Raw genomic sequence first — 16,720 nt, 5'->3', positions numbered from 1 at the left:
GCCCCGCCGGGCAAGCACTGGACGGGCCCTTGGACGGGCGTGGAACGAGCGAGGGGCCGGTGCGGACATGGGCGGCGAGGAATACACCAGCTGGCGCAACCATTTTCTGCTGCTGCTCGACCGGATCCCGACGCCGATCGCGGTCTGCCGGGCGGACGGCGAGGTGACGGTCGCCAACCCCGCCATGGCCGCCGAGTGGGGCACGGCGCCCGGCAGACTGCGCGGCCGCAACCTCCAGGAGCTGTTCCGGCCGCGTGCCATCGGCCGGCTCGACCGGCACATCGAGGCGCTGCGGCTGGGCCGCCGGCCCCGTCACCCGATCGAGGTGCGCTGGGTGACCGGCGCGGAGGGGATCGAGCGGGAGGGCGAGCTGCTGGTGGACCCGGTGGGCGACGCCTTCCCCGCCAGCTCGATGCTGCTGGCGATCCTGCGCGTACGGACGGATCCTTCCCACCGGCCGGTGGAGCCGATGGCGGAGGTCAGCGTGGTGGAGGGGAACATCCTCGCGCTGGCCGCCGCCGGGGCCACGACCGCCGCCATCGGCAAGGCCGTCGGCCTGACCGTGGACGGCGTCAACTACCACCTGACCAGGCTCACCCGGCGCTGGCGGGTGCCCAACCGCACGGCGCTGGTGGCGAAGGCGTACGTCCTCGGGGTGCTGTCCACGCGGGAGTGGCCGCCCGCCCCGGCGCCTCAGCGGGCGGCGCGGGGCGCGTGCCGCAGCACGCAGTCGCCGCACATCCCGCCGGGCAGGACGCGGTAGTACAGACAGCAGGTGGTGCGGGCGAAGGCCGGGCCGCCCGGCGCGGGGGCGGTCAGGGTGCCGGTGCCGCTCAGGGGCGGCGCGTCGAGCAGCGCGCGCGTCAGGGCGAGCGCGCGGGCCGCCTCCTCGGGCCGGTGCCGTTCGCGGCACCACGCGTGCAGCACCCGCAGCGATCCGGCGAGCGACGAGGCGGCGTTGCCCCACAGCAGCCGGCTAGAGACGGGGACGACGGCGCGCGTCGTGGCGTGCAGGGTGGTCAGCGGGCCGGCCAGGACATGGTCGCGCACCTGGTCCGCCAGGTCGGCGGCGGGCGGCAGGGCGGCGGGCGCGGGCAGCCACAGGTCGTCGGGGGCCGGGCGCGCGGGATGCCAGCGGAGCCGGCCGTCGGCGAGGTCGGGCACGCGGCCGGTGAGCACGGCTGAGCCGAGGGCCACGGACAGCAGCCGGCCGGCGATGCCCTGGTAGGCGACGGACGCGGCCACCCGCCGGTCCGCCGTCCCCAGCCGGTCCGCCACGGTCGCCACCCTGCGCCGCACGGCCTCCTCGGTCCGGGCCGCCAGGGGCAGGTATTCCTCCCCCGCGCCGCCGGGGTCGTCGTCGGTGCGCAGGGCGAAGAAGGGCCCCACGGAAGCGAGTTCGCGGAGGTTCATGGGCGGAGGCGGCTCCGTTCTGCGGGCGGGCAGGGGCACCGCCAGCCTTTCACGGCCCGCCGCCGCACGCGTCTGGTGGGCCGGGGATCGCCACACCAGGCGCGCCGGACATCATGACAGCACGTCAACCTCTCGATACCCTCGGCGTTGACAACGATGTCAGGTCATATGACGCGTCAGACGAGGGGCGTGGACGATGAGATGGACCGCACACCTGCGGCTGCGCGCCGGCGCCGCCGCGCTCGCCTTCGCGGCGACGCTGGCCGGGGCGGCGCTCGTACCCCCGCAGCGGGCCGTGGCGGCCGACGACGACCTCACCGGCCTGGTGAACCCGTTCATCGGCACCCAGAACGAGGGCAACACCTTCCCCGGCGCCGCCGTGCCGTTCGGGATGGTGCAGCTGTCCCCCGACACCGGGCACAGCACCGGCTACGACTACAAGGACGGCCACATCCGGGGCTTCAGCGCCGTGCACCTGTCCGGCGTCGGCTGCCGCATCGGCGGCGACCTGCCCGTGCTGCCCACCACCGGCGAGGTGACCCGCACGGACAACGCCCGCTACGCGGCGGCGTTCAGCCACAGCGACGAGCGGTCCCGGCCCGGCTACTACAAGGTCGGGCTCTCCTCGTACGGCGGCATCACCGCGGAGCTGACGGCGAGCGAGCGGACCGGCGTCCAGCGCTACACCTTCCCCTCGACCGACAAGGCCAACGTCCTGCTCAACACGGGCCAGTCGCTGCACCGGACGGTGTCCACCACCGTCGAGGTCGTGGACTCCCGTACGGTCCGCTCCACCATCACCGGCCGGGGCTTCTGCCAGGACACCCGCCCCTACACCCTGCACACCGTCACCCGCTTCGACCGCCCCTTCACCGGCTTCGGCACCTGGAACGGCGACCGGATCACCCCGGGCTCCAGGCTCTCCACCTCCACCGGGCGCAACGGCGCGTGGGTGCGCTTCGACACCACCCACGACCGGACCGTCGAGGCCACGACCGCCATCAGCTACGTCGACGCCGCGGGCGCGGAGGGCAACCTCCGCGCGGAGAGCGGCGGTTTCGACCGCACCGCGCGCCAGGCGCGCGCGGCCTGGGAGCGGCGGCTGTCCGACGTCCGGGCCCGGGGCGGCGGCCGGGCGCTGCGGCGCACCTTCTACTCCTCGCTCTACCGCGCCTTCCTCTCCCCCAACATCGGCAGCGACGCCGACGGCCGCTACACCGGCTGGGACCAGCAGCCGCACCGCGCCGAGGGGTTCACCTACTACCAGAACTGGTCGCTGTGGGACACCTACCGCACCCAGGCGCAGCTGCTCGCGCTGCTCGCGCCGCGTGAGGCGCGGGACATGGCACTGTCGGTGCTGCGCGTCGACCGCGACGGCGGCTGGCTGCCCAAGTGGGGCTACGGCACGGTCGAGACGAACATCATGACCGGCGACCCGGTGACCCCGTACCTCACCAACGCCTATCAGGCCGGGCTGCTCGCGGGCCACGAGGAGGAGGCGTACCGCGCGCTGAAGAAGAACGCGGACGGGGTGCCGCCCGCCGCCTCCCCCTACGCCGGCCGGGACGGCAACGCCGAGTACATCAAGAACGGCTACGTGCCCTATCTGCCGGACCGCCCCAAGGAGAAGCCCGGCGACTCCGACTACCAGCAGGGCGCGTCGGCGACCCTGGAGTACGCGCTCGCCGACGCTGCCCTCGCGAAGATGGCCCGCGGCCTGGGCCACCGCGCGGACGCCGAGCGCTATGCCGAGCGCGCCCGGAACTACCGCAACGTCCACGACCCGTCGACCGGCTTCTTCCGCGCCCGCGACGGCAAGGGCGCCTTCACCGGCCCGGCGGACCCGGCGAAGAGCGTCGGCTTCCACGAGGGCACGGCCTGGCAGTACCAGTGGCTGGTCCCGCAGGACCTGCCGGGCATGGTGCGGCTGATCGGCGGCGCGGAGAAGGCGAACGCCCGGCTCGACTCCTTCTTCGCCTACGACCGGCTGCTGAAGGACCCGGCGCGCACCGCCCGCGAGGTGTGGGTCAACGGACCGTACGACTACTACAACGCCGACAAGTACAACCCGCAGAACGAGCCCGACCTCATCGCGCCGTACACCTACCTCTCCACCGGCCGGCCGTGGCAGACCACGGACGTGGTGCACGCCGCGCTCACTCTCTTCACCGACACCCCGGCCGGCATGACGGGCAACGACGACCTGGGCACCATGTCCGCGTGGATGGTCCTCTCCGCCATCGGCGTCTATCCGGTGCAGCCGGGCGCGGACACCTGGGGCCTGAGCACTCCGGTGTTCGACCGGGTGGACCTGCGGCTGGACCCGCGCTGGTACCCGCGCGGGCGGCTGACCGTGACCGCGCCGGGCACCTCGGACACCGACCGCTACATCCGGTCCGTCCGTCTCGACGGCTCGCCCCACGACCGCACCTATCTGACGACCGCGCAGCTCAAGGACGCCTCCCGGCTCGACTTCACCGTCGGCGGTACGCCCTCGCGCTGGGGCACGGCGCCATCGGCCGTGGCGCCCGCCATCGGCTGAACCCGGGGACCGGCGCGGGGCGGCGACTTCCGAAGCCGCCCCCGCTCGGCGATGATGTCCGACCCCGTCAGGGTCGACGAGAGGACATGACACATGGCCAGGCTCCGCGCGGGTCAGGGCGTACTGCGCCGCAAACCGATCGAGACCATCGAAGAGGCGGAGACCGTCGAGGGCGGCGGCCCGGCCCAGCGGCTGACCCGGTCGCTCGGGGTGTGGCAGCTCACGGCCATCGGCGTCGGCGGCATCATCGGCGCGGGCATCTTCAGCCTCGCGGGGACCATCGCCAATGGCGTGGCAGGCCCCGCGGTGCTGGTGTCCTTCCTCATCGCGGGCCTGGCGAGCGCGGCGGCGGCCTTCTCCTACGCGGAGTTCGCGGGCCTGATCCCCCGGGCCGGCTCGGCCTATACGTACGGCTACGCCGTGCTCGGGGAGATCGGCGGCTGGTTCATCGGCTGGGACCTGCTGCTCGAATACACGGCGATCGTCGCGGTGGTGGCCATCGGCATCTCCGGCTACATCAACTTCCTGCTCGGGGAGACGAACGCGAAGCTGCCCACCTGGATGCTGGGCGCGCCGGGCACCGGGACCGGGCACCGGATCGACCTGTTCGCCGCGGCGCTGTGCCTGCTGATCGCCTGGCTGCTCACCATGGGGATGAGGAACGCGGCGCGCTTCGAGACGATCGTGGTGGGCCTGAAGGTCATGGTGGTCCTGCTGGTGGTCGTCGTGGGCTTCTTCCATGTGAAGTCGTCCCACTACACACCCTTCTTCCCATTCGGGATCAGCGGCGCCTTCACGGGCGCGGCCACGGTCTTCTTCGCCGTCTTCGGCTACGACGCCATGTCCACGGCCGCCGAGGAGTCCAAGGACGCGCAGCGCCACATGCCCAGGGCGATCCTCTACTCGCTGGGCATCTCGATGGTGCTGTACGTGCTGGCCTGCCTGGTGCTGACGGGCATGCAGAGCTACCAGGACATCGACAAGAAGAGCGGTTTCTCCACGGCCTTCAAGTCGGTGGGGCTGGACGGGATCGCGGACGTCATCGCGGTCGGCGCGATCATCGGCATCCTCACCGTCATGTTCACGTTCATGCTGGGCGTCACCCGTGTGTGGTTCGCGATGAGCCGGGACGGGCTGCTGCCCAAGTGGTTCGCCAAGACGCACCCGACGCGGCACGTGCCGACGCGCGTGACGTGGATCGTGGGCGTGGCCTCCGCGGCCATCGCCGGGCTCGTGCCGATCGGCGAGGCGGCCGAGCTGACCAACATCGGCATCCTGCTGGCGTTCGCGGTGGTGTGCACGGCGGTGATCGTGCTCCGCCACAAGCGCCCGGACCTGCCGCGCTCCTTCCGCTGCCCCTGGGTGCCGGTGGTGCCGGCGATCGGGGTCGCGGCGTCGATCTGGCTGATCACCTATCTGGCGTGGCAGACGTGGGTGCGGTTCGCGGTCTGGTTCGCGGTGGGGATGGTCGTCTATTTCACGTACTCCTACAAGCACTCCGAACTGGCCCACGCGGACGCGCGGGGCATTCCCCAGGACTGATCGCGGGCGGGCTACTTCAGCAGGCGGGACAGCCGCCGGTCGGCGAGCGGTTTGCCGCCCGTCTGGCAGGTGGGGCAGTACTGGAGCGAGGAGTCGCGATACGACACCTCGCGGATCGTGTCGCCGCAGACCGGGCAGGGCTGCCCGGTGCGCCCGTGCACCCGCAGCCCGCTCTTCTTCTCCGCCTTGAGGTCGGCCGCCGCGTGGCCGCGCGCCCGCTCGACGGCGGCGCGCAGGGTGCTGCCGAGCGCCTCGTAGAGGGCGGTGGTCTCCTCCTCCGTCAGGCTCGCGGCCAGCTTGAACGGGGACATCCGGGCGGCGTGCAGGATCTCGTCGGAGTAGGCGTTGCCGATGCCCGCGATCACGCTCTGGTCCCGCAGGACGCCCTTGAGCCGCCGCCGCTCGTCGCGGAGCAGCGCGGCGAAGGCGTCGCGGGTGAAGTCCGGCGCGAGGGGGTCGGGTCCGAGCCGGGCGATGCCGGGTACGTCGCCGGCCTCGCGGACGCAGTGGACGGCGAGCCGCTTCTGGGTGCCCGCCTCGGTGAGGTCGAAGCCCGCGCCGTCGGTGAGGCGGACCCGCAGCGCGAGCGGGCCCTTGCCGGGGCGCGGCGGGGCCTCGGGGAGGCGGTCGTGCCAGCGCAGCCAGCCCGCGCGGGCGAGGTGGAAGGCCAGGTGCGGGCCGCCGTCGGTGGTCAGGTCCAGGAACTTGCCGTACCGCCGCACGGCGGTGACCTCCCGCCCCTCGGCCTCGCTCAGCGGCGGGTCGTACGTCTTGAGGACGGACACGGCCACCGGAAGCACCCGCTCGACCGTCCGTCCGGCGAGGTGCTCGGCGAGGAACCCGGCCAGGGCTTCGACCTCGGGCAGCTCCGGCATGGGTCCAGTCTGCCGCAGCCCCGGGGCGCGGCAACCCGGCCGGGCCCGGGTCACCGCCGCAGCGCCGCCCTGAGGTAGGGCGCGGTCGCGCTGTCCGGTGTCCCGGCCACCTCGGGCGGCGGACCCGCCGCCACCACGCGGCCGCCCGCGTCGCCGCCGCCGGGCCCCAGGTCGATGACGTGGTCCGCGCCCGCGGCCACCGTCATGTCGTGCTCCACGACCACCACGGAGTTGCCCGCGTCGACCAGCCCGTGCAGCTGCCGCAGCAGCAGTTCGGTGTCGGCCGGGTGGAGGCCGGTGGTGGGCTCGTCGAGGACGTAGAGCGTGTGGCCGCGCCGGGTGCGCTGGAGTTCCGTGGCGAGTTTGATGCGCTGGGCCTCGCCGCCGGAGAGTTCGGTGGCGGGCTGGCCCAGGCGCAGGTAGCCGAGGCCGACCTCCTGGAGCGTGCGCAGGCCACGGGCCGCGGCGGGCACGTCGGCGAGGAAGTCCGCCGCGGCGTCGACGGTCAGGTCGAGGACCACGGCGATGTTCGCGCCGCGATAGGTGATCTCCAGCGTCTCGGGGTTGTAGCGCGCGCCCCGGCACGCGGCGCACGGGGCGTATGTGCCGGGCAGGAAGAGCAGCTCGACGGCGACGAAGCCCTCGCCCTGGCAGACCTCGCACCGCCCGGCGGTGACGTTGAAGGAGAAGCGGCCCACGGTGTAGCCGCGGGCGCGGGCCTCGTCGGTGGCGGCGAAGACCTTGCGCACGGCGTCGAACAGGCCCGTGTACGTGGCGAGGTTGGAGCGCGGCGTGCGGCCGATCGGCTTCTGGTCGACGGTGACGAGGCGGTGGACGGCCTCCAGCCCCTCGGCGCCGGTGACCGCCTCGCCCGCCAGGTGGGCGGTCACGCTCTCCGCGAGGGCCTGTCCGACCAGGGTCGACTTGCCCGAGCCGGAGACGCCGGTGACGGCGGTGAAGACGCCGAGGGGGAAGTCGACGTCGAGGCCCTGGAGGTTGTGCCGGGTGACGCCACGCAGCCGCAGCGTGCCGGCGGGTTCGCGGGGCGTACGGCCCCGGGGCGCCGCGCCGTCGGGGAAGACGAAGCGGCGGGTCGCGGAGCCGGGCACGCCGGCCAGCCCGGCGACGGGCCCGCTGTAGAGGACCTCGCCGCCGTGTTCGCCGGCCCGCGGTCCGACGTCGACGATCCAGTCGGCGCGGCGTACGACGTCCAGGTGGTGCTCGACGACGAACAGCGAGTTCCCGGCGGCCTTCAGCCGGTCAAGGACGGTGAGCAGCGCGGCGCTGTCGGCGGGGTGGAGCCCCGCCGAGGGCTCGTCCAGGACGTAGACGACACCGAAGAGGCCCGAGCGCAGCTGGGTGGCGAGCCGCAGCCGCTGGAGCTCGCCCGCGGAGAGAGTGGGGGTGGGCCGGTCCGTGGCGAGGTAGCCCAGGCCGAGTTCGGTGAGCACCTCGATGCGGGCGACGAGGTCGGTGGCGAGGGCGGCGGCCACGCCGTCGCCCTCGCACGCCGGGCGCAGGGTCCGCGCGAGGTCCGCGAGCGGGAGGGCGGCGAGCGTGGCGATGTCGCGCCCGGCGAAGGTGACGGCCAGCGCCTCGGGCCGCAGCCGCCGGCCGGCGCACACCGGGCAGGGGCCGCTGACGAGGTGCCGCTCGGCGCGGGCGCGCAGGGAGGCGCTCTTGGAGTCGGCGACGGTGTGCAGGACGTAGCGCTTGGCGCTCATATAGGTGCCCTGGTAGGGGCGTTGGATGCGGTCGGCGTCGCGCACGGGGTGGACGGTGACGACGGGCTGTTCGTCGGTGAAGAGGATCCAGTCGCGGTCGGCCCGCGGCAGTTCGCGCCAGGGCCGGTCGAGGTCGTGGCCGAGGGCGCCGAGGATGTCGCGGAGGTTCTTGCCCTGCCAGGCACCCGGCCAGGCGGCGATCGCGCCGTCGCGGATGGACAGCGAGGGGTCGGGGACCAGCGATTCCTCGGTGACCCGGTGGACCTGGCCGAGGCCGTGGCACTCCGGGCACGCCCCGGCGGCCGTGTTGGGCGAGAAGGCGTCGGAGTCCAGCCGCTCGGCGCCCTCGGGGTAGGTGCCCGCGCGGGAGAGGAGCATGCGCAGGGAGTTGGAGAGGGTGGTGACGGTGCCGACGGAGGACCGGGAGGTGGGCGCGGACCTGCGCTGTTCGAGGGCGACGGCGGGCGGCAGCCCGCTGATCTCCTCGACCTTGGGCGCGCCCACCTGGTGGATGAGCCGGCGGGCGTACGGGGCCACGGACTCGAAGTAGCGCCGCTGGGCCTCGGCGTAGACGGTGCCGAAGGCCAGTGAGGACTTCCCGGAGCCGGAGACGCCGGTGAAGACGACGAGGGCGTCGCGCGGGATGTCGACGTCGACGGCCCGCAGATTGTGCTCGCGCGCGCCGCGGACCCGGACGTAGGGGTCGTGCGCGCCGCCTTCAGGGGTCGTCATCGGGGGTGCTCTCCGCGGGTCGGCGCCGTACGTTTCGCCCCGATTTTATGGGCGTGGGGGTTCCGGTTCGCGGTGGGGGGCGGTCAGCCGGGCCGGGTCGGTGGCCCCGGGCGCGGCCCGGCCGGTGGCGGCGGCCGCGCGGCGGCGCAGCGCCCAGCCTCCGGCCACCATCAGGGCGGCCACCGCGTAGGCGGTCGTCCCGAGCAGGTTGGGGTCCGCCGCGGCCCGGCCGCCGATGTATTTGGCGGCCCCGGCCACCGCGACGCCCAGCCACTCCCACCGCCCGTCGAGAGCCACCAGGCCGACGAGGAGCAGGGCGTACCAGGAGTAGCCCGGTGTCAGCAGCAGGAACGCCGTCCCCGTGACCAGCAGCGCGCCGCGCCACGGCCGCCCGGGATCGCCGCGCCGGAGCACGTATGCCACGACCGCGGCCAGCACGACGAGCGTGGCGGGCAGGGCCCAGGAGTCGGGGAGCAGCAGGCGCAGGAGGGCGTAGCGGTTCTTCACGGTGGCGTCGTCGTAGCCCTCCTCCTGGGTGTAGCCGCTCAGGTAGCCGAGGACGGAGCTGTCCGAGACGAGGATGTAGGGCAGATAGCCGAGGGCGACGACGGCCGTGGCGGGCAGCAGCACGGCGAGCGCCTCCCGCGGGCGGCCACGCCCGGAACCTCGTGCGGCGAGGCCGCTCAGCGCCCCCGGCAGGGTGACGGCGGGCAGCAGTTTGGTGGCGATGCCCGCGCCGAGCAGGGCGCCGCCGAGCCTGCGGCGGTCGGCGACGACGGTGAAGGCGGCGACGGTGAACAGCACGCTCAGCGCGTCGGCGTGGGCGTTGTTGACCGCTTCGACGGCGACCGCCGGGCACCACGCCCAGTAGGCGGCGGCCCGGCCGGCGCCGCGCCTGCGCAGCGCGTACAGCAGCAGCCCCGAGGTCGCCACGGCGAGCAGCGCGCCGCCCACCTGGAAGGGCTTGTGGCGGGTGCCGGGCGGGGACAGTGCGTGGACGAGGAGGAAATAGCCCTCGGCGACGGGCGGGTAAATGGTGTGCACGTAGGGCCGGTTGATGCGCGTGCACGTCCCCTGCCCGGTGTCCGGGGCGATACGGAAGCGCTCCGGCCGTTCGCACTGGGCGCCTTGAGGGAAGAGCCAGGGGTCGCGCAGGTGCGCGAGCGCGGGGTCGGCCGGTGCGTGGTCGTACGGGGAGATGCCCGCGGCCTGCACCCGCCCGTCCCAGACGTAGCGGAAGGCGTCCGAGCTGGTGCGGGGTTCGGCGAGCAGTCCGGTGGCGGCGACAGCGACCGAACCGGCCAGCACCAGGGGCACGACGTGCCGGGCGGACACCGAGCGCAGGGACCAGGCGGCCGCGGCGAAGAGCGCCCAGGCGGCCGCGTACAAGCCGGTGAGGGCGGCCGGGTCCGTGAAGTAGGCGTCACCGCGGACGGCGGTGGCGAGGACCGCGACGAGGGCGGCGAGCAGGGCGGAGGTGACGGCGACGGCGGTACGGTTCTGCACGCTCCCACCCTGGCACCGGGAACCCGCCGCGGCCCTGGGACCTGCGCGGGCGTCCGCGTTTCGTAAGGTGTGAATCACGCCCTGGAGGGGGTCGCACGCGGTCTGATGGAGCCATGAGACTCCTCCTGCCGTCCTTCCGCGGCCGGCTTCACGACGCCCGCACCGCGACCGCGCTCGGCCGCTGGCTGGGGGTGGCGGTGGCCGTGTGCTTCGTGACCGGGCTGATCAGTCACGTCCTCCAGCAGCCGGGCGCGCTGGCCGGCATCCTGCCCAGCCGCCCCCGGTGGGGATACCGGGTGAGCCAGGGGCTGCACGTGGCGAGCGGCATCGCCGCGGTGCCCCTGCTGCTGGCGAAGCTGTGGACGGTCTACCCGCGGCTGTTCGCCCGGCCGGTGGTGCGGTCGGTGCGGCACGCGCTGGAGCGGGTGTCGGTGGCGGTGCTGGTGGCGACGGCCCTGTTCGAGCTGATGTCGGGGCTGCTCAACACGGCGCAGTGGTATCCGTACGCGTTCTCCTTCGTGCCCGTGCACTTCGCGGTGGGCTGGGTGCTGATGGGCTCCGTCGTGCTGCACGTCACCGTCAAAGCCCCGGAGATCAAGGCGCATTGGCGGCGCCGGTCGGCGGGCACCCTGGCGCTGCCCGCCGGGGACGCCGTCGACCGGCGGTCGCTGCTGACGGCCGTGGGCGTGGCGGCCGGCGCGGTGACGGTGACGACGGTGGGGCAGTCGTTCACCCCGCTGGGCGCGCTGGACCTGCTGGCGCCCCGCCACCCCGACCACGGCGCGCAGGGCCTGCCCGTCAACCGGACCGCCGCGCTGGCCAGGGTGACCACCGCGACCGTGCGGGACTGGCGGCTGCGGGTCGACGGCCCGCGCCCGTACGAGCTGACGCTGGACGAGCTGCGCGCCCTGCCGCAGCGGGAGGTGACCCTGCCCATCGCGTGCGTGGAGGGGTGGAGCAAGTCGGCGCGCTGGACGGGCGTACGGGTCCGCGACCTCCTGGACCGGGCGGGCGCGCCGCCCGGCGCCCTGATCCGGGTGACGTCGCTGGAGGCCCATGGCGGCTACCGCGTGATGATGATGCCGCACACGTACGCCCGCGACCCGCTCACCCTCCTCGCCCTGCGCCTGGACGGCCGGGTGCTCTCCCTCGACCACGGCTACCCCGCCCGCGTCATCGCCCCGAACCGTCCGGGCGTGCTCCAGACGAAGTGGGTCGCCCGGATGGAGGCGCTGTGACACGGATCCTCGCGGGCGCGCTGGGTCTCGCCCTGATGGCCACGGGAGTGTGGGCCCTGCTCTTCGGCACACAGCCGCAAGATCCGGTGGAGGTGGCGAAGTGGCTGCTGGGCGTGCTTCTCGTGCACGACGGCGTGGTGGTGCCGGTCACCCTGGCGGTGGGCTTCGCTCTGGCCCGCGGTCCGGTGCGGGGCGTCGTACGGGGGACGCTGCTGGTGGGCGCGGCTCTGACGGCGGTCTCGCTCCCGGTCCTCTTCCGGCCGGGGCCGGTGCAGAACGCGTCGGTGCTGCCGCTGAACTATCCGCTCGACTGGGCTGTTTGTGTGTCCGTGACGGTGGGGGTGGGGGCTTTGGCGGGGGCGGTGAGGTGGTGGCGTTCTTCCCCCACCCTGCCCCTCCCCGAAACCGGGGACGAGCCCCCGGACTCCGGACCGCGCTGACGCGTGGTGTTCTCAGCTTGTGCAGACGAAGGTTGAGGAGGCGTCGCTTCCGATCATTCGGGACGGGAGAGTTGTTCACGCACCCATGCAGGGTCGGGGTTGGTGTGCGGCTGGCCCGCCACGATAACGGTCGGCACGGTCTCGTTGCCGTCGTTGGCTGCCCTCACCGCTGCGGCTCCAGCGGGGTCGCGCCAGATGTCGACCCAGTGCAGCTGGCGAGCGCTGCGGCCCAGCCGGATGCGCAGCCGGAAGCAGTACTTGCAGCCGGGCCGCCAGAACACGACCGGCCGACTGTCGGCCGCGCTGCGGCTCTGTGCCTCCAGCGCACCGATCGACCTCGGGAAGACCAGAGGCGAGTTCACGCCTGCGAGCAGCACAGACACCAGCAGGACCGCAGCGGCTGTGCCGGCAGTCCCGCTGAAGACCAGCCCGGCCGCGAGGACTGAGCCGCAGAGCACCAGCAGTATCGGCAAGATCCAGGCGCGTGTCATGACGACAAAGGCTACCGAGAGGCCGAAATGGCCCTCGGACCAGGCTGCTCACGTGGGTGTTAGCAGGACGCTGGGACGACCTTCGTCCGATCACGTGCTCCGGCCAAGGTGCACCGATCAAGACGAAGACCGTGCAGGTGAGTCCGCTGTCCGGTGCCGGTCCTGGGGAAGTGTTCGCGAAGCCGTCGCGCTTCCCTACGTTGTTCTGCGGGACGTGGTGAGCCCTTACGTATGGTTGGCCCGCCCGCGGGTGACGGCGCCGGGGCCCTGACGCTGGTGGCCGAGCGCCGGTGGGACACGGCGCGATGTACGACGCATTGAATCGCGGGAACGTCGACGTGCCCCGGCTGCGGCAGGTGCCGGCCGGTCTGCCCATGCCGCAGGCCGCCGACGGTCAAGTGGTGTCCGCGCGGGCACGAGAGATCCTCTCGGCACTTGAGGCCGATCCGGAGTTCGAGCGTCTGCGCACCGGGTGCGCCAAGTACGACAAGGACTGGCGGAGCTTCACGGGCTATGCGCTCGTCGACGGCTTCGACGTCGGGACGGACGGCGACGAGTACGCGGCAGAGATTCCAGTCCCTGTCCCCGTGGATGAGATGATTCACGCCCTTGCCGCTCAGTTCACCGTGCTGAGCCGTGTCCAGGAGCGGACCGGGATCACGTTCGTCCATGCCACGGACCGCGAGGATATCGGCGGCTGGGACCACGGCGACTACACACACCAGGTCTACCGGGCCGCGTGGGGACCGGTGAACGAGCGCTTCCGGATCGGCAAGGACGAGACCGAGAAGCGGCGCGCTGCCGCCATCAAGACGTACGAGCCGTTGGGAATCTTCGAAGGCGGACGCAGGTTCGCCCCTGGGCTTCGCCACGGCGAGCTAGCCGAGTGCGCGGCGCAGCGCCGTGATGACGTCTACTTCCGGGAAGGTACGGGGAATCTCGATGGCGGCTTGCTCGATCACCGATTCGAGCACTTCCGGCGCTGCGCTGCGCATGACGTCGCGTAGGTACGAGTCCAGTTCGGCAGCGTCCCTCGGCAAGGCGAGGTTCATGGCCAGGGGCAAGTCATCGGTCTTGTACCTGCCCGCTGGGATGCCCACCTTCTCCGGGTGCACGCACACGGGCACACCGTCAGCCGTGTATCTGTGTCCGTCAACGGGATGGAACGGGCAATCGCGCGAGGGGCGCTCGAATACGTCGAAGGCTCCAAGAGGGAAGCGGCGCGACGGGCAGATCCCGCATGCCGGGTGCTCGTCGCCGGTGACGTAAGCCTCCGCCATGGCGCCGAAGCCTAGGCCCCTGACTGCCGCGCCTGTGCGTTCCTCCCCGAGGCGCGTGAACGGGGCTCCTTCCCGTTCAGCCGGGCGCCCGCGCCCCCGTAACCCCACGGGAAGGGGCGGGGCCGGGGAAAAGGCCCGCCGCAGGCGAGAGCTCGGTTCAGACAGCCGCCGGCAGGACCACCTCGAACCGGCAGCCCCCAGGGACGTTGCGCACCGTCGCCCGCCCCGCGTGTGCCTCCACGATCCCCCGGACGATCGCGAGGCCCAGCCCCGCCCCCGCCGGAGGCGTACGCGCGGCCGAGCCCCGCCAGCCCGTGTCGAAGACCCGGGGGAGGTCGTCCTCCGGGATGCCGCCGCAGCCGTCCGTCACGGACAGCACCACCGTGTCCGCCTCCCGCCGCGCGGCCACCGCGACCGTCCCGTCCTCGGGGGTGCGGTGGATCGCGTTGACGAGGAGGTTGCCGAGGACGCGTGTCATCTCCTTGCCGTCGACCTCGACGGGGACCGCGTCGACCCGGTCGCCGACGAGGCGCACGCCGTGTTCGCGGGCGAGCGGTCCCGCCCCGGCGAGCGCGTCGCCGACCAGGTCGTACACCGACATCCGGCTCGGGCACAGCGGCAGGGCGCCCGCGTGGATGCGGGAGAGCTCGAAGAGGTCGCCGACCATGGAGTTGAGCCGGTCCACCTCGTGCCGGATCTGGCGGAAGTAGCGCTGGGGGTCCTCGGCCATCCCGTCCTCCAGCGCCTCGGACATGGCGCGCAGCCCGGCGAGCGGGGTCCGCAGATCGTGCGAGATCCAGGCGACGAGTTCCCGGCGCGAGGTCTCCAGCGCTTTCTCGCGTTCCCGGGAGCGGGCCAGGCGCTCGCTGGTGGCGGCCAGTTCGCGGCCGAGTTCGGCGAGTTCCGCGGTGGCGCCGCCCCCGGGGGCGGCGAAGCTGCCGTCGTCGCCGAAGGAACGGGCCGCGCGGGTCAGGGCGTTGCTGCGGGCCACCACCCAGCGGCCCAGCAGCAGCGCCGTCGCGAGCGAGACGACGGCGGCCATGGCGCAGACGGTCGTGACGACGGTCAGGTCGTGCGACGACAGGAACATCGCCCAGGCCACGGCGAGCGTCCCGGCCAGCATGGCCGTCACCGACACGGCCGCCACCACCGTCAGCGAGACCGCGACGGAGCGGTGGCGCAGCGCGCGGAGCGCGACCGCGCCCAGCAGCCCGGCGGCCGCGGCGCCGAGGAAGGCGAAGAGGGCCATGAGCAGGACGTCACGCATGGCCGGGCCCGCCTTCCGCGGGGACCTCGAAGCGGTAGCCGACGCCCCAGACGGTCTGGATGAGGCGGGGCCGGGCGGGGTCGTCCTCGACCTTGCTGCGCAGCCGCCGTACGTGCACGGTCACCGTCGACAGGTCGCCGAATTCCCAGCCCCACACCTCGCGCATCAGCTCCTCGCGCCCGCAGGCCCGGCCCGGGTGGCGCAGCAGGAACGCGAGGAGATCGAATTCCCTTACGGTGAGGGCGAGTTCGACGCCGTCCTTCGTCGCCCTGCGGGCCACCGGGTCGAGGGTGAGCCCGGCCGCCCGCAGCGGGGGCGCCAAGGCGGGCCCCGCTGCGGCGCGCACCTGGGCGCGGCGCAGGACGGACTCGACGCGCAGCACCAGCTCGCGGGGGCTGAAGGGCTTGGTCACATAGTCGTCCGCGCCGAGTTCGAGGCCGAGGATGCGGTCGTCCTCGTCACCGCGCGCCGTCAGCATGATCACCGCGACCGGTCCTGCGGCGCGCAGCCGGCGGCACACCTCCAGGCCGTCCATGCCGGGCAGCATCAGGTCGAGCACGACCAGGTCGGGACGGAAGGCGGCGGCCTTCTCCAGCGCGCCGGGGCCGTCGGCGGCCCGGTCCACGGCGAGGCCGGCCCGGTCGAGGTAGCCGGCCACAACCTCGGCGACGGTCGGGTCGTCGTCCACGACGAGCACGCGGGCGGGGGGTGCGGTGTGCATGCCGCAAGCGTCGCACGCCGGGCGGGGAGCGCCGGACGGCTCCGGTCGCGGGCCGGGCGATGTCCGCGTTTCGTAAGGACACGAGGCCCGAAATGCCGGAATTCTCTCCGTAGGGTGAACAGCGTGACAGACCAGACCGCGACCTCGCGCGCCGACCGCGTGGATGTCGTCCTCCCCTGCCTCGACGAAGCCGCCGCGCTCCCCTGGGTCCTGGCCCGCATCCCCGCCGGGTGGCGGGCCGTCGTCGTCGACAACGGCTCCACCGACGGGTCGGCGGACGTGGCCCGCTCGCTCGGGGCCACCGTCGTCCACGAGCCCAGGCGCGGCTTCGGCGCCGCGTGCCACGCCGGGCTGCGGGCCGCCGACGCGGAACTCGTGGCCTTCTGCGACTGCGACGCCTCCCTCGACCCCGGACTGCTGCCCGCCATGGCGGCGGCCGTCCGCTCCGGCGCCGCCGACCTCGTGCTGGGCCGCCGCCGCCCCGAGGGCCGTGGCGCCTGGCCGCTGCACGCCCGCCTCGGCAACGCCGCCCTGGCCCGCCTGCTCCACCGGCGTACGGGCCTGCGCCTGCGCGACCTCGGCCCTCTGCGCGTCGCGCGCCGTGAGGCCCTGCTCGGCCTCGGTCTGACGGACCGCCGCAGCGGCTATCCGCTGGAGATGGTCGTCCGCGCCTGCGACGCGGGCTGGCGGGTGACCGAGACGGACGTCCCGTACCGCCCCCGCACGGGCGCGTCGAAGGTGACCGGCACCTGGCGCGGCACGTGGCGCGCGGTCCACGACATGCGGGGTGTCCTGCGGACGGCGCCCACGGGTACGGAGGCCACGTGAACGCTCCCCTCGAACGGCTGACACCGGACCGCCCCGCCGGCGGGAGCGGCCCGCACCTGGCCTACGGCGTACGACGCGCCTGGTCTCCCGCGGACGGCTGCCACGGGGGCGGAGCTCGCGG

Annotated in this window: 14 protein-coding genes; 7 read left to right on the top strand and 7 right to left on the bottom strand. The window is 73.6% G+C overall.

What is annotated here, in order from left to right; translation table 11 throughout:
- Positions 1-67: 67 nt before the first annotated feature.
- On the top strand, positions 68-763 hold the full coding sequence (locus tag ACH427_RS09625) for a PAS domain-containing protein (protein WP_398868876.1): 696 nt from the start codon (positions 68-70) through the stop codon (positions 761-763).
- On the opposite strand, the gene ACH427_RS09620 is transcribed toward ACH427_RS09625, so the two are convergent.
- A complete protein-coding gene (locus tag ACH427_RS09620) occupies positions 694-1,413 on the bottom strand; it encodes a (2Fe-2S)-binding protein (protein ID WP_398868875.1) in 720 nt (239 codons plus the stop codon). The genes ACH427_RS09625 and ACH427_RS09620 overlap by 70 nt on opposite strands.
- A gap of 196 nt (positions 1,414-1,609) precedes the next feature.
- Here ACH427_RS09620 and ACH427_RS09615 point away from each other — a divergent pair, with 196 nt between their 5' ends.
- Together ACH427_RS09615 and ACH427_RS09610 are read left to right on the top strand one after the other, a co-directional pair.
- Positions 1,610-3,955: a GH92 family glycosyl hydrolase gene (locus tag ACH427_RS09615; RefSeq protein ID WP_398868874.1), complete on the top strand. Its 2,346-nt coding sequence runs from the start codon at positions 1,610-1,612 to the stop codon at positions 3,953-3,955.
- Between the two features lie 93 nt (positions 3,956-4,048).
- Entirely contained in the window at positions 4,049-5,497 is a 1,449-nt protein-coding gene (locus ACH427_RS09610) for an amino acid permease (protein WP_398868873.1), read from the top strand.
- 11 nt (positions 5,498-5,508) lie between these two features.
- Here the strand turns inward: ACH427_RS09610 and ACH427_RS09605 are convergent, their stop codons facing one another.
- From ACH427_RS09605 to ACH427_RS09595, 3 genes are read right to left on the bottom strand one after another with little or no spacing between them, the layout of a single operon-like run.
- A complete protein-coding gene (locus ACH427_RS09605) occupies positions 5,509-6,372 on the bottom strand; it encodes an Fpg/Nei family DNA glycosylase (protein ID WP_398868871.1) in 864 nt (287 codons plus the stop codon).
- 50 nt (positions 6,373-6,422) lie between these two features.
- Positions 6,423-8,828, bottom strand: a complete 2,406-nt coding sequence (locus ACH427_RS09600) for an ABC transporter (protein ID WP_398868870.1) — start codon at positions 8,826-8,828, stop codon at positions 6,423-6,425.
- A gap of 45 nt (positions 8,829-8,873) precedes the next feature.
- On the bottom strand, positions 8,874-10,334 hold the full coding sequence (locus tag ACH427_RS09595) for a glycosyltransferase 87 family protein (RefSeq protein ID WP_398868869.1): 1,461 nt from the start codon (positions 10,332-10,334) through the stop codon (positions 8,874-8,876).
- Between the two features lie 113 nt (positions 10,335-10,447).
- Between ACH427_RS09595 and ACH427_RS09590 the strand changes: the two genes are divergently transcribed.
- Both ACH427_RS09590 and ACH427_RS09585 read left to right on the top strand, forming a co-directional pair.
- The gene (locus ACH427_RS09590) at positions 10,448-11,572 is read left to right on the top strand and encodes a molybdopterin-dependent oxidoreductase (RefSeq protein WP_398868868.1); all 1,125 of its coding nucleotides are present in this window, start codon (positions 10,448-10,450) and stop codon (positions 11,570-11,572) included.
- The gene (locus tag ACH427_RS09585; protein ID WP_398868867.1) at positions 11,569-12,012 is read left to right on the top strand and encodes a hypothetical protein; all 444 of its coding nucleotides are present in this window, start codon (positions 11,569-11,571) and stop codon (positions 12,010-12,012) included. Before ACH427_RS09590 ends, ACH427_RS09585 begins: the two co-directional genes overlap by 4 nt.
- A gap of 53 nt (positions 12,013-12,065) precedes the next feature.
- Here the strand turns inward: ACH427_RS09585 and ACH427_RS09580 are convergent, their stop codons facing one another.
- Positions 12,066-12,503, bottom strand: coding sequence for a glutaredoxin domain-containing protein (locus ACH427_RS09580; RefSeq protein ID WP_398868866.1), 438 nt, complete (start codon positions 12,501-12,503; stop codon positions 12,066-12,068).
- 305 nt (positions 12,504-12,808) lie between these two features.
- Here ACH427_RS09580 and ACH427_RS09575 point away from each other — a divergent pair, with 305 nt between their 5' ends.
- Complete coding sequence (locus ACH427_RS09575) at positions 12,809-13,510, top strand: hypothetical protein (protein ID WP_398868865.1); 702 nt, start codon at positions 12,809-12,811, stop codon at positions 13,508-13,510.
- 430 nt (positions 13,511-13,940) lie between these two features.
- Here ACH427_RS09575 and ACH427_RS09570 read toward each other — a convergent pair whose 3' ends face one another.
- Together ACH427_RS09570 and ACH427_RS09565 are read right to left on the bottom strand one after the other, a co-directional pair.
- Positions 13,941-15,050 (bottom strand): sensor histidine kinase, encoded by a 1,110-nt coding sequence (locus ACH427_RS09570; RefSeq protein WP_398868864.1) that lies wholly within the window; start codon positions 15,048-15,050, stop codon positions 13,941-13,943.
- Entirely contained in the window at positions 15,043-15,771 is a 729-nt protein-coding gene (locus ACH427_RS09565) for a response regulator transcription factor (protein WP_398868863.1), read from the bottom strand. The genes ACH427_RS09570 and ACH427_RS09565 overlap by 8 nt, the downstream gene beginning before the upstream one ends.
- A 123-nt stretch (positions 15,772-15,894) precedes the next feature.
- Here ACH427_RS09565 and ACH427_RS09560 point away from each other — a divergent pair, with 123 nt between their 5' ends.
- Positions 15,895-16,599, top strand: coding sequence for a glycosyltransferase family 2 protein (locus ACH427_RS09560; RefSeq protein WP_398868862.1), 705 nt, complete (start codon positions 15,895-15,897; stop codon positions 16,597-16,599).
- The last annotated feature ends 121 nt before the right edge of the window (positions 16,600-16,720 follow it).

The organism is Streptomyces sp. NPDC020379, assembly GCF_044387105.1.
Classification (GTDB): domain Bacteria; phylum Actinomycetota; class Actinomycetes; order Streptomycetales; family Streptomycetaceae; genus Streptomyces.
This window is presented reverse-complemented; position numbering and strand designations above follow the sequence as displayed.

What these genes read in the sequence shown, in the direction of transcription:
- ACH427_RS09625 (WP_398868876.1), top strand. Translation starts at nt 68, where the DNA reads ATGGGCGGCGAGGAATACACCAGCTGGCGCAACCATTTTCTGCTGCTG.
- ACH427_RS09620 (WP_398868875.1), bottom strand. Translation starts at nt 1,413, where the DNA reads ATGAACCTCCGCGAACTCGCTTCCGTGGGGCCCTTCTTCGCCCTGCGC.
- ACH427_RS09615 (WP_398868874.1), top strand. Translation starts at nt 1,610, where the DNA reads ATGAGATGGACCGCACACCTGCGGCTGCGCGCCGGCGCCGCCGCGCTC.
- ACH427_RS09610 (WP_398868873.1), top strand. Translation starts at nt 4,049, where the DNA reads ATGGCCAGGCTCCGCGCGGGTCAGGGCGTACTGCGCCGCAAACCGATC.
- ACH427_RS09605 (WP_398868871.1), bottom strand. Translation starts at nt 6,372, where the DNA reads ATGCCGGAGCTGCCCGAGGTCGAAGCCCTGGCCGGGTTCCTCGCCGAG.
- ACH427_RS09600 (WP_398868870.1), bottom strand. Translation starts at nt 8,828, where the DNA reads ATGACGACCCCTGAAGGCGGCGCGCACGACCCCTACGTCCGGGTCCGC.
- ACH427_RS09590 (WP_398868868.1), top strand. Translation starts at nt 10,448, where the DNA reads ATGAGACTCCTCCTGCCGTCCTTCCGCGGCCGGCTTCACGACGCCCGC.
- ACH427_RS09580 (WP_398868866.1), bottom strand. Translation starts at nt 12,503, where the DNA reads ATGACACGCGCCTGGATCTTGCCGATACTGCTGGTGCTCTGCGGCTCA.
- ACH427_RS09575 (WP_398868865.1), top strand. Translation starts at nt 12,809, where the DNA reads ATGTACGACGCATTGAATCGCGGGAACGTCGACGTGCCCCGGCTGCGG.
- ACH427_RS09570 (WP_398868864.1), bottom strand. Translation starts at nt 15,050, where the DNA reads ATGCGTGACGTCCTGCTCATGGCCCTCTTCGCCTTCCTCGGCGCCGCG.
- ACH427_RS09565 (WP_398868863.1), bottom strand. Translation starts at nt 15,771, where the DNA reads ATGCACACCGCACCCCCCGCCCGCGTGCTCGTCGTGGACGACGACCCG.